This window comes from Lysinibacillus sp. NPDC097868 (assembly GCF_044761135.1).
GTDB lineage: Bacteria > Bacillota > Bacilli > Bacillales_A > Planococcaceae > Lysinibacillus.
Window position 1 is genome coordinate 978,497 of sequence record NZ_JBIWBS010000001.1, and the last position, 12,629, is coordinate 991,125.

Genomic DNA, 12,629 nt, shown 5'->3' on the forward strand with positions numbered 1-12,629 from the left:
ATAGTTTCACAATCTGCTAAAAGGCTATTATTTTAATTTAAACATCCACCTGCTGCGGAGGCTCCTAACCACACTCCTCCAATAGCAGCACCGAGAGCCCATCCTACTGGACCGCTAACACCTGCAAGTGTCATAAGTCCTGTAAATGCTGTTGTATGTGCTGTAGCTGCAAGAGCAGCTGCTCCACATCCACTAATTCTTGCCATCACAACAGTTGTATTTGCTTGATTTAGAATATCATCCTTCAGCTTTTTACCTTCTGGACTAGCGATAACTTGATTTAGTTTTTCCATTGTTTGAACCAATTCATTAAAATAATCATCACCGATTCGTGCTTTTAATTCTTGCTCTCTTTCAATGAAAACTGTTTCGCTAATTTCATCTAGTTTTAAATATTCAGTAACTATATAACTTACTTCGTCTAATGTTAAATTTGCAGCTACTGCAGTATTGTGTGGCAAAATTATTATACTAAACATTAATAGTAAAGTAGTTAATATAAAAGATAGTTTTTTCTTCAACATTAAAATCTCCCCTATTCATGAAATAATTTTACTCAAATTAATACTCACTACAAAATGAACGGACTATAAATATGAAACTTTATAAACATCCTTTAATATTTACTGTATTTTTTTCTTTTCAGACAATAAAGACATACATAGATTGATAATAAAACCGATGATCATTAATACTTGTAGTAATGGCCATGTAATTCTTGCTTGGACTAAGATTATTATGAAAAATACAATGACAACACTAACTAATGTAATCAATAGATTTTTCATTTTCATTGTCTTTACCCCTTTGTATTAATAGTGGATGTTTGAATATCAAATTCGTATAATTTTGCACCACACCTACATACATCAACTATTCAAACATGTGCTACCAATTTCTTAGTGACATTATAAAAAAATAACTAAAAATTTTCAATATAAAAATAAATGAAATTACACTGTTTTTTCTTCCTATTAATCAGTCTAAAAAGGAAGTTACTTTTTTGATTAATAATATGTTTACATTGGAAACATTAGGTATGCGAGAGGGGAGCCTGTTGTTGAAAAGATTTTATTTGTTATCACAATTATCGACTGTCATCTAGAACGCATAACGCTAGTTTAGCATTAAAAAGGAGATACAAAGTTAAATGTACAGTCAATAAGAGAATGGGGTACGGCTGAGATAGCAATATCAGATGTACAGCTACACATTGTAGTGTTGGATAATTGGAGAAATGAGGCAGTGCAGTGTAATCATCTATAATAATGAAAGACAAGACGCAATGCTTAGTGATTGCGTCTTTGCTGTGTATTTGTCACGAATGATGATAGAAACAGTGGAGTTTATTGTTGACGATTTTTGCGTTTGTATAGAAGGAAAAGTCCGATAAACCAGATAGGTGTTAGTAAAAGAGCCGTTCTTGTTTCTTCAGAAATCAACATAACAACTAATAAAAACGCAAAGAATGCGAGTACTAAATAGTTCACAAACGGTGTTAATGGTGCTTTGAAAATCGATGCTTCATGTAAGGCGCGATTTTTGCGTTTATAAATGATATGAGAGATTAAAATAATACTCCATACCCAAATAAAACAGATTGCACTAATTGTTGTCACAACACTAAAGGCGTTTTCAGGCATTAGCTTACTAAGTAATGCCCCCACTGATACAACGATTGCAGAGATGATAAGTGCATTACTTGGTACACTGTTTTTATTTAGCTTTGCAAATGAAGCGGATGCTTGCTTATTGCGACCAAGATTATACAGCATGCGACTTGTCGAAAATAAACCACTATTGCCTGCTGAGGCGGCAGATGTCAGGACTACAAAATTAATAATCCCAGCTGCAATAGGTATGCCAGCTAATGTAAATACTTGTACGAAGGGACTGCTTGTTCCAGACATTTCATACCAAGGGTTGATGCATAAGATGATTACTAATGCCCCTACATAAAATAATAAAATCCGTAGTGGAATTTTGTTAATCGCAGAGGGGATATTTTTTTTGGGATCTGCGGTTTCTGCAGCAGATACACCGACTAATTCAACCCCAACAAAAGCGAAGACAACCATTTGGAATGCCATCAGGAAACCGTATATGCCGTTAGGGAAGAGCCCACCATGAGCCCAAAGATTTTCTACTGTTACTGTTCCAGAGCTTGTTTGGAATCCAGTGAATAGCATGAATAATCCAATAATTATAAGCGCAACGATTGTTACAACTTTAATGAGAGCAAACCAAAATTCGAGTTCCCCAAATAGTTTTACAGTCAGTAAATTTAACAATAATAAAAGTACTAGACAGCCAATTGCAGGTACCCATTGTGGGATATTAAACCAATATTGTATGTAGACACCGACGGCAATAATATCAGCCATTGCGGTCATAATCCAGCAAAACCAATAGGTCCAGCCAGTGACGTATCCAGCCCAAGAGCCAATATACTCTGTGGCGAAATCAGTAAATGAAGTATAGCCAGCGTTCGATAATAATAGTTCGCCAAGCGCCCGCATAACGAAAAATAAGGCGGTTCCGACAATAAGGTAAGCCAATATAATAGAAGGCCCTGCTAAAGCAATGGCTTTACCTGCTCCTAAAAATAAACCAGTACCAATAGTTCCGCCAATCGCAATAAGTTGCACATGGCGATTTTTTAAATCACGTTTTAATTGTTGTTGTTCCACGTTCATTCCTCCATAAGATGCGTAGAAGCTGTGACTGGAAAATAAAAAGAGACTAGTAGCGACACTAGTCTCGTAAACGTCAGAATAACAATTACCATGTTCGAAAGTTCGGTAGTTAAAAATAAATTCAACATTCGTGTGGTATAGCTTTCGTGATGAAAGTTTATATTACTCCTCTGTCCTTTTGCCTGAGATAGTGAACCCTTCGGCGACGCAAATTGCGCTCTCTCCAGAAATGCTCCTGCTATAGTTTGATCCATAGCATTCATAGCTTTAATCTATACATTATTTTAAGATATTATTTATCCTATCAATGCCTAGCAAATAATTCAAGGGTAAATTTCAGTTGTTTTCAGCAAAAAAAGAAGAATTCGGTACATGCTGATATATTTGTTACGAAAAATAGTTATTTTAGACATAATGTTTTTCTTGCAATGGGAGATGGCATACAACAAAGGAGGAGAGTAGATTTAGAACAACTATGGAGGCTATGGAAAATTCACATTTACGACAAAAAGAGCTTTTTGGTAAATGGGCTCGACAATACTTCAGAGCAGTTTGACATTTTACTGTTCACTGTATGTGGCGAAATGGTTAGTCGTTAGACAACTACTATTATATAGAAGAAACTCTGCATTTTAGCAAAAAGAATCCATTACCAAGGCAGTTGGAATGGATTCTTTTTGCGCGAATATAAGCATTGGTGTCGATTATTCGAAATACATGCTTTACTGAGAAAAGTACTATTTGAAATAGTCGCTTTTGCCTTATTAAGTTCGCTTTGATTGTTATTTTTTTGTTTTAATTTTACCAGTCCAATTACGGAAGCCGCCCTCAAGCTGGTAGATTTGATTGTAACCACGTTTTTTTAGGTAAAGAGCAGCACGCGCGCTACGGCCTGTATTTTGACAGTATAAGTATACTGGTAAATCTGGGCGGATTTCTTTATGTCGTTGACGTAATGCTGTAGAAGGAACGTTACGAGCTCCAAGAATGTGACCTGCATCAAATTCTTTTTGTTCACGCACATCGATTAACTGTGCTTTACGGTAGCCTTCAATAAATTGTTCTTGTGTTAAGTTGGTTACGGCTTTTTTTAGACGCATTGCATTAATACCGATATATGCAATTAGAACTACTAAAATAACACCAATTGTGATAAGTATATCCAATTTCTTCTTACCCCTTTCTATCTTCTTTATTATTATAAAAGATGCGCTAGCGATAGTCCAATGAGTTTGATAAAATTAACTAGATTGTGGCTAGAAATGATCTATAGATGTAGGAGATGACGTAATGACAACTTGGTATTTTCTAAATTCAGGAAAATGTAGTCCTTCTTTTAATATGGCACTAGATGAGGCATTGCTTGATTGGCATAGTGAGGGTTTAATTCCCCCAGTCATTCGTTTTTACGAGTGGGAGCCAGCGACATTGTCGATTGGTTATTTTCAACAAGCAAAAAGAGATATTAATTTAGAAGCGTTACGTGAACAAGGAATAGGTTTTGTTCGTCGACCAACAGGCGGTCGAGCAGTTTTACATGAACATGAATTGACATATAGCGTAATTGTTACTGAAAGCTATCCTAATATGCCTGAATCAGTGACTGAGGCGTATCGTGTATTAAGTGAAGGTATATTACAAGGCTTTCATAATTTAGGGATGGATGCTTATTTTAGCGTACCTGACACGGAAGAAAAAAAGGCAGATTTGAAACAGCCAAAAAGTGCCGTATGTTTTGATGCACCGAGTTGGTATGAGCTTGTCGTAGAAGGCAAAAAAATAGCAGGTAGTGCACAAACACGTCAAAAAGGTGTTATTTTACAGCATGGTGCGATTTTACTTGATCTAGATGAAGAGAAATTATTATCTGTATTTAATTTTTCTAGTGAAGAGGCAAAAGAGCGTATGCGCAAAAAACTACCAGAGAAGGCGGTTGCTATTAATAGCCTTGTTAAAGAACCTGTTTCTATCGAACAATGTGTAACTGCGTTTCGAGATGGCTTTGCAAAATCGTTGCAAATTGAATTAAAACCATTTACACTTTCTGAGGAGCAATTAAAATATGTGCGCGATTTAGAAGAAATAAAATACGCACATGATGATTGGAACTTTAAAAAGTAAAATATGGTATAAGAAAAAAATTTTTTCACCGTTTAAACCTTGTAATGGCAAGCGGTAACCAATCTACTTGAAATTGCAAGAGTTGAATTAAAAAACTATATATAGTATCTTTTTAAAAGAAACATACACAATATGTAGTGTTTACCGACACATGATATTGTGTATTTATTATTGTAAGGCTTAAAATAAGGGAGGCAAAACGATGGTACTCACAAATCATCAACCCGATGTAAACAAACAAATTGAACAGTTAAACAAAGATATTGAGCAATTCCCACAGGTTCACCCTGTTACGCCCGATATGCACATAACGCATAAAGGTGTATCAAGACTTGTGATGATCGATCGCTACTCATTTAAGGATACGGAAAAGAAAACGCTAAAAGCTGGTGATTTCGTCGTATTAACAGTTAAGGCAGATCCAAAATTCCCTGCACGTGGTTTAGGAACAATACAACATATCGATATGTCAACAAAAACAGCAGACATTTTGATTGAGGAAGACTACCGTAGCGCATTAGATGATCCAAAAGAGCAAGAAACAGGTGTGATTACACGTTCAATTGACGTGCTAGAAAAGCCTCTTGAAATATTTTATGAGCAAATCGCAAAACGAAATGCAACAGGGCTTGCTTCAGTTGAAAAAACAGCTGAAAAACGCCAAGAGTGGTTTGAGAAATTTTATAAACAGCTTGTATCATTGAAATTTGTACCGGCTGGCCGTGTCATTTATGGAGCAGGTTCTGAAACAGATGTAACCTTCTTTAACTGCTATGTAATGCCGTTTGTTGCGGATTCACGTGAAGGTATTAGTGATCACCGTAAGCAAGTAATGGAAATTATGAGCCGTGGTGGTGGTGTAGGAACGAATGGTTCAACACTTCGTCCACGCAATACGTTAGCACGTGGTGTTAATGGTAAATCTTCTGGTTCGGTTTCATGGCTAGATGACATTGCAAAACTGACTCACCTTGTCGAGCAAGGTGGATCCCGTTAACCAAAACGGCGGGATTAAAATCTCGTGAATTGCTGGAACACCCTTAGAGCTTTTCTTGCTACAACGTAAACTGTGAAGTTAAACGTGAATGCTTGAAAAAAGAAAAGATTGGGCAATCAGCAGCGAAGCATCTGTGGAAATGCAGATGAACGTTCAACGACTATTGAACCTTCCTAAACTTTTAAGCCACTTAGGAGGTGGAAGCATGGAAGAAGTAAATCGTAATGTACGGAGACGTCCTTACGAGGCGCGAGACAAAGAACGATTGATTAAAGAGATTATTGAGTTACATGAGCATGGAATGAGCCAAGTAGATATTGCGAAAACACTTCGTATAGGTAGAGGAATAATTCTTAGATGGAATAAAGAATTAGAACTTTTTAAACCAAGAACGCCTGGTGAAGCTGGTAAGCTGAAAAATAAGAAATATCGTTATAATGAAAACTACTTTAAACAAGTTGATACAGCGAATAAGGCTTATTTAGTAGGTTATATTACAGGTGATGGAACGATTTTTGACCGCAGAAAATCAAAACGCCTTGTGTTATCACTCGCAGAGCAAGATCGACAACTACTTGAATATATCGCTAAAGAATTATGTATGTTGGACGCAATTAAATTCCGACCACGCACAGCGCCGAATGAACAAAATAAATACGCTTTACCAATCAATTCAACAGAAATGTGTAATGATTTAATTAAATTAGGAATTACACCACGAAAAACAGGTTTTGAACGTTGGATTAATTTTGGAAGAGAAGATTTACAGTGGGCGTATTTAAGAGGTTTTTTTGATGCAGATGGTCATATATCAAGTCGTGGAAGACTCGGGTTTACAGGAAATAGTCATATGCTCCTGTCATTGCTACAATTTCTTCATAATAATCAACTGGCTTTATCTGTCCACAAACTTTATCCGAAACAAGGTTGAGTAGACTTATACATTACTCGAAAAGATGATGTGAAAAAGATTGCTCAACAGTTATATAAGTACGGCTCCATTCAACTCAATCGCAAATATGAAAAAATCAAATCCTTCTTTGATGATATAGTCTGATCTTATGTGAAAGCATAAGAATGTGGCAGAAATGACCGCATCGCAAAAGTATTTTAAAATACTTTTATGTAACAAAAAGCGTGGGGCACAAATGATTATGCTGGCAGATTGGCATCCTGATATCGTGGAATTTATTATTTCAAAAATGCAAAATCCACGTATTCTACGATACCTAATGGAAAATACAGCAGATGAGACGATTATTCGTCTAGCAAAAGAAAAATTAAACTTTAAGCCGCTTACAATGCAAGAAGAAGCGATGTATCAAGGCATTGTTAATTATAAAGGCATCGAGGGCTTAGGTGGGTTCGATAGTGGTATTATCCGTGAAGCAGAAAATAAATTACGTGACGGTGGTACGTACACAGTGCATAACCCAGAGTTTTTAACGGGTGCTAATATTTCTGTTACGTTAACGAAAGAATTTATGGAAGCTGTTGAAACGGACGCTGAATTCGATTTGCGTTTCCCTGCCGTTGAAGAATATTCAAAAGAAGAAATGGCTATATACAACAGTGAATGGCATAAAGTTGGAGACGTACGTGAATGGGAGAAAATGGGCTACAAAGTTCGAACATATCGTACGATTAAAGCAAAAGAGCTTTGGAATTTAATCAACGTATGTGCAACATACTCTGCAGAGCCGGGGATTTTCTTTATCGATAATGCCAACGAAATGACAAATGCAAAAGCGTATGGCCAAAGTGTTGTTGCGACGAACCCTTGTGGGGAACAACCACTTGCACCATATTCAGTTTGTAACTTAGCAGCTGTTAACTTAGCACAATTTGCAAATAAAGAAAACCAGACAGTTGATTATGAAGCATTACGTGAAACGGTCCGTGTTGGTGTTCGTATGCAGGATAATGTAATTGATGCAACACCTTACTTCCTAGAAGAAAACCGTGTACAAGCTCTTGGTGAGCGCCGTGTTGGTTTAGGGGTAATGGGCTTAGCGGATTTACTTATTTATTGTGAAAAAGAATATGGCTCAGAAGCGGGCAATGAACTTGTAGATGAAATCTTTAAAACAATTGCAGAAACAGCATATGAGGCTTCTACAGAGCTAGCAAAAGAACGTGGCAGCTTCCCATTCCTAGTTGGAGCGACAGAGGAAGAAACGGCGCGTTTACGCAAAGCATTTACTGAAACAGGCTTCATGCAAAAAATGCCTGCACACATTAAAGAACAAATTTTAGAAACAGGTATCCGTAACTCGCATCTACTAACTGTTGCGCCAACAGGTTCTACAGGAACAATGGTAGGCGTAGCAACAGGTCTAGAACCGTACTTCTCATTTACTTATTACCGTTCTGGCCGTCTAGGTAAATTTATTGAAGTAAAAGCGGAAATTGTTCAGGAATACTTAGACCGTCATCCAGAAGCTACAGAAGATAAACTGCCTGAATGGTTTGTGACTGCAATGGAATTAAAACCAGAAGCGCATGCAGATGTGCAATGTATCATTCAAAAATGGATTGACTCTTCGATTTCTAAAACGGTGAATGCACCAAAAGGCTATACAGTTGAACAAGTAGAAAAAGTATACGAGCGCTTATATAATGGTGGCGCTAAAGGTGGTACGGTCTATGTTGATGGTAGCCGTGATTCACAAGTTCTTACACTAAAAGCAGAAGAAAATGATATGGATCAGTTATCATTCGAAGAAGAATTAGTAGAAGAGCACACAAAACGCCCCGTCGTATTGGTTGATACGATTCAAGCACTTGAGTCTACAACTGTTATTGGGTCGGATGTTGGGAACACATGCCCAGTATGTCGTAAAGGAACAGTCGAAGAAATGGGTGGCTGTAACACATGTACAAACTGTGGGGCACAATTAAAATGTGGTTTGTAAATTGAATTGATATAAAGATGATGTAGAAATAAATCATCTCGCCTCTATAGATTATTAGAGGTGAGATGATTTTTTTGATGGATATTTATGTTACTATCATTGTAAAGATTATGAAGAAGTTACCTCAAACTACAAAGTAGGTTTCTTCATAAAATTTGGGGGAGAAAGTAATGAAGCGTTCATCGTGTAATGTAACTAAGATGGTAGGTATTGCATTAGCTATTTTTTCGATTTTTTATGTTCGAAAGTGTTTGGCTGGGAAAGCTCTCTTTATTTCTAGTGGTATAAAAGTGGATTACCCTCTTATTAATCTGGAAAATAGTGAAGTCACTGCTTATGTTACCTATAAAGGAAAGACATATATGCGTATACAATATAATGTTTTAACCGAAGAAACAAAAGTAAATGGAAGTATAGAAACATTAAAATTAAATCGTTTATTAAAAAATGGGATTACATTAAATGATGCTGAGTTTATAGAAATGGTTCAAAGTTCAGCACGTTTTTTTATTGAAAATGAAATCACTAATCCTAACGATTATTACGGTCAAAATTAAGTGATTTATTAAACTAAGATGAGTTTTAGTTCTATATGCTACTATTTGTTTCACCAATCCGAATCAAAAAACTGCACCCATTTGGATGCAGTTTTATTTTTTTCTAATCAGTGTATCCCCAAGAGGGATGCCAATCACAACAACTAAAACCGTTAGAATTAATAGCCCTCTAAAAATATAATACGCAACTTGGTCAAACATTTTATCCCTCCTTCTCTTCTTACTATTTCCTACCTATAATCTTTAATACCCAACTGCTGATGAGCCAAACTAAACGAATAAAGCGTAAAATTATCGTTGCTTGCTTTATTAGTTTAGTTTACTTCGTTACAACATATGTATGCAGTCATTACTTTTTATTTTGGAATTTTCAACAAGACGCCATTGTTTAATGCGCATCGCTGTATTACATAAATTATTGAGGCAGAAAAGTGGAAGAAAAATATTATAGTATCAACTAATAGTATCAGGTGGTAAAATTAAGGAATAGGAATTTAATTAATTTGTTATGGGGGAATTAATTGTGTTAGATACTCAAAAAATTAAAGAAATAATTAAACATCGGTATCCATTTCTTTTAGTGGATAAGATTTTGGAATTAGAAGAAGGAAAACGTGCAGTTGGAATTAAAAACGTAACTGTAAACGAGGAATTTTTTAACGGGCACTTCCCTCGATACCCTGTTATGCCAGGTGTATTAATTGTAGAGGCATTAGCTCAGGTGAGCGCTGTTGTGATGTTAACGAAAGAAGGGAATCAAGGGCGATTAGGGCTATTAGCAGGAATAGATAACTGTCGTTTTAAACGGCAAGTAAAGCCCGGAGACCAACTCCGTCTTGAGGTTGAAATCACTCGATTAAAAGGTCCTATTGGAAAAGGGAAAGGTATCGCTACAGTGGACGGAGAGTTAGCTTGCGAAGTAGAAATACTATTTGCCTTTGGTGACTGAAGCCATTTGAGTGAATTAAATAATAAACAATTATGAGCCTGTAACTATGATTTCTTAATAATCTTAGATACAGGTTTTTTTGTCAGTTATAATTATAAGAATGTTTGCCGAGAAGAATAAAATGCTTGTAAAAATAAATATTTTTTGGAAATTGAACCTATTTTGATTTGCGTATCGTCTAATAGCCGAATTTGAAGTAAGTAGAAAGGGAGGGGAGTAGAGTGGATAGAGAAGAAAAAGATTTCTTACTAGAAAAAATAATGATTGAATATGGGAATGAGTTGGTACGGTTGGCATTTTCTTATGTTAAAGATTCGGAGACTGCTAAGGATTTGGTACAAAACACGTTTATCAAATGCTACAAAAGCCTAAATTCGTTTCGATTTGATGCACAAATAAAAACATGGCTCTATCGGATTACAATTAATGAATGTAAGGATTATTTAAAAAGTTGGCATTACAAAATGGTCCAGGTAAAAAGTTTTATAAGTGAAACCGCAAAGTCAATCCACCCATCAACAGAAAAAATAGTTATCGAAAAATACAAAAATGAGGAAATAAAAGATACGATTTTTTCTCTTCCGAAAGTGTATCGGGAAGTCGTTTATCTATACTATTATGATTCGTTAAAGACTGAGGAAATTGCGGAAATTTTGGACATTCCAGTGAATACTGTGAAAACGAGATTAAGAAGAGCAAAACAAAGATTAGAGTTGATAATAAAGGAGGCAGAACTAAATGGAAGATAAACGGTGGAGTGAAAAATTTCATAAGACATCTGAACAAGAGCTAAGATTTACGCAAGAAGATCGTCATGAAGTATTTGAACAAATTCGTAAATTGGAGAAGAACAATAATAAAGCAAAGAGCTCTCTTATTTCTTCCTCAAAAAAATTCGTGCCACTTACAGTTTCTTTATTAGCGTTAGGCTTGTGTCTGTTTTTGTTTATGCCATCGCTTTTTCCTGGAAACATTAATAAAGAACTGAACAGAAGTGATGCAAGTGGAACAGTTGTGCAGGAAGATGAACTTTTAACTACGCTAATTACTGTGAAGGCGGAAGAGGAGGATAATAGAATACCTTTTAACCTTTTACTTACATATAGTAAAAATAAAAAGATGATGAAAGTTGTATCTATCCCGCGTGAAACTTATACACCGATAGATAATAGTGATGGAACGACCACGTACGATAAATTGTTATTTGCTTATGCCTTCGGTTCGGGTGGAGCTGAAAATGTTAGGGCAACCGTTTCAAAACTATTTGATTTACCAATTGACTATTATGCAGTTATAGATTTAAAAACCTTTTCCGCATTGATTGATGCTGTGAATGGTATAGATTATGACTTGCAAGAAGATACTCGAGTCAGAGCTATAACGAGAGTGGGATTTGATTTCAAAAAAGGGACGAATCATTTAAATGGGGAAGAGGTGTTGGCATTAATGATGGCGGCAACAGATGGCAGAAATTTAAGTGAAGAAAATCTATTAAACCTCATTCTTGCAGTTATTCATAAAACAGAAAACGAAATGCCACAAACACAATTAAAAGAACTTATGTCTCAAATTGAAACAAATATATCACTTGAACAATTGTTAGTGAAAAACATAGACGTTAATTCGATAAAATCATTATCTTTAAGTGATGGAATTAGAGATGATATGAAAGATGGGAAATACTTCGTTATGTTTGAGAAAGATTATTTAAAATCTGTTTCAGAAGAGTTAACTACTTTTAACTAAGTGAAAATTGGTCATGTTGGAATATTTAAGGTTATAACTTTATACTAAGAGAAAATATAAATGTGTGTTAATTTTTCATTTGCTGTCAATAGAGATGTGGTTACTACATCACAAGTTAAAAGGGGATGTTCAACAATCCATGTGATTGAAGATTGATTGCTTACTGTACAACGGAACAGGATTGTTAAAGTTAGCTTAAAAGAGGGGATAATATGAAACACTATTATATTGTAAAAGATATTATCGATGATCGGGATCCGAAGCGATTTTTACATTTTACACCTGACGATGAATATGACCCGGAAATAAGGATGATTGTAGACCTTTTACCATCAGCAAATTCTGTTGAAAAATTAGCGGTTGTCATACATGAGGTATTTGTCAAAATGTTTTCGGTAGATGAAGTATACTCGATTAATAATTGTTATCCAATAGCGTTGAAAATTTGGAACAAAATCAACAATCAATATACAGGGGTGTAATGGAATAAGTAAAATTAAAAATGAAGCGTCCCTGATAATTAAAGCAACTAGTGTCTATATCGCAAATAAGCGGATAGACACTTTTTTATGTAAACCGACCAGTCGTCGCGAATCCATTTGGAGATAAAATAAATTATTTCATAAAGTAGGGATTTTGTAATCTTGC

11 protein-coding genes, 2 pseudogenes and 1 riboswitch are annotated in these 12,629 nt (G+C 35.6%); of the genes and pseudogenes, 9 read left to right on the forward strand and 4 right to left on the reverse strand.

The features are described from left to right. Nucleotides 1-32: 32 nt before the first annotated feature. The 4 genes from ACIQXJ_RS04630 to ACIQXJ_RS04645 form a co-directional block, all read right to left on the reverse strand. Complete coding sequence (locus ACIQXJ_RS04630) at nucleotides 33-524, reverse strand: hypothetical protein (RefSeq protein WP_401017509.1); 492 nt, start codon at nucleotides 522-524, stop codon at nucleotides 33-35. 99 nt (nucleotides 525-623) lie between these two features. Beyond that, nucleotides 624-788, reverse strand: coding sequence for a hypothetical protein (locus ACIQXJ_RS04635; protein WP_403050199.1), 165 nt, complete (start codon nucleotides 786-788; stop codon nucleotides 624-626). Between the two features lie 558 nt (nucleotides 789-1,346). Then, a complete protein-coding gene (locus tag ACIQXJ_RS04640; RefSeq protein WP_403050202.1) occupies nucleotides 1,347-2,690 on the reverse strand; it encodes an amino acid permease in 1,344 nt (447 codons plus the stop codon). Between the two features lie 166 nt (nucleotides 2,691-2,856). Continuing rightward, nucleotides 2,857-2,933, reverse strand: a riboswitch (glycine riboswitch). Between the two features lie 545 nt (nucleotides 2,934-3,478). Then, complete coding sequence (locus ACIQXJ_RS04645; protein ID WP_403050205.1) at nucleotides 3,479-3,862, reverse strand: rhodanese-like domain-containing protein; 384 nt, start codon at nucleotides 3,860-3,862, stop codon at nucleotides 3,479-3,481. 124 nt (nucleotides 3,863-3,986) lie between these two features. Between ACIQXJ_RS04645 and ACIQXJ_RS04650 the strand changes: the two genes are divergently transcribed. From ACIQXJ_RS04650 to ACIQXJ_RS04690, 9 genes and pseudogenes are all read left to right on the forward strand, one after another. Then, complete coding sequence (locus tag ACIQXJ_RS04650; protein ID WP_403050208.1) at nucleotides 3,987-4,817, forward strand: lipoate--protein ligase family protein; 831 nt, start codon at nucleotides 3,987-3,989, stop codon at nucleotides 4,815-4,817. Nucleotides 4,818-5,019: 202 nt separating this feature from the next. After that, nucleotides 5,020-5,811, forward strand: a pseudogene (locus tag ACIQXJ_RS04655) (ribonucleotide reductase N-terminal alpha domain-containing protein); the annotation flags it as partial. Nucleotides 5,812-6,019: 208 nt separating this feature from the next. Next, nucleotides 6,020-6,745, forward strand: a complete 726-nt coding sequence (locus ACIQXJ_RS04660; RefSeq protein ID WP_403050211.1) for an LAGLIDADG family homing endonuclease — start codon at nucleotides 6,020-6,022, stop codon at nucleotides 6,743-6,745. Nucleotides 6,746-6,947: 202 nt separating this feature from the next. Beyond that, nucleotides 6,948-8,729: pseudogene (locus ACIQXJ_RS04665) on the forward strand (vitamin B12-dependent ribonucleotide reductase); the annotation flags it as partial. A gap of 170 nt (nucleotides 8,730-8,899) precedes the next feature. Continuing rightward, on the forward strand, nucleotides 8,900-9,286 hold the full coding sequence (locus ACIQXJ_RS04670; protein WP_403050214.1) for a hypothetical protein: 387 nt from the start codon (nucleotides 8,900-8,902) through the stop codon (nucleotides 9,284-9,286). Between the two features lie 523 nt (nucleotides 9,287-9,809). Continuing rightward, complete coding sequence (fabZ, locus tag ACIQXJ_RS04675; protein ID WP_403050217.1) at nucleotides 9,810-10,235, forward strand: 3-hydroxyacyl-ACP dehydratase FabZ; 426 nt, start codon at nucleotides 9,810-9,812, stop codon at nucleotides 10,233-10,235. 221 nt (nucleotides 10,236-10,456) lie between these two features. After that, nucleotides 10,457-10,984, forward strand: a complete 528-nt coding sequence (locus ACIQXJ_RS04680; RefSeq protein WP_403050220.1) for a sigma-70 family RNA polymerase sigma factor — start codon at nucleotides 10,457-10,459, stop codon at nucleotides 10,982-10,984. Continuing rightward, entirely contained in the window at nucleotides 10,974-11,981 is a 1,008-nt protein-coding gene (locus tag ACIQXJ_RS04685) for an LCP family protein (RefSeq protein WP_403050223.1), read from the forward strand. The genes ACIQXJ_RS04680 and ACIQXJ_RS04685 overlap by 11 nt, the downstream gene beginning before the upstream one ends. A 212-nt stretch (nucleotides 11,982-12,193) precedes the next feature. Continuing rightward, nucleotides 12,194-12,463 carry a DUF1871 family protein gene (locus ACIQXJ_RS04690; protein WP_403050226.1) on the forward strand — a complete coding sequence of 90 codons (270 nt, stop codon included), beginning with the start codon at nucleotides 12,194-12,196 and terminating at the stop codon, nucleotides 12,461-12,463. Nucleotides 12,464-12,629 lie beyond the last annotated feature (166 nt).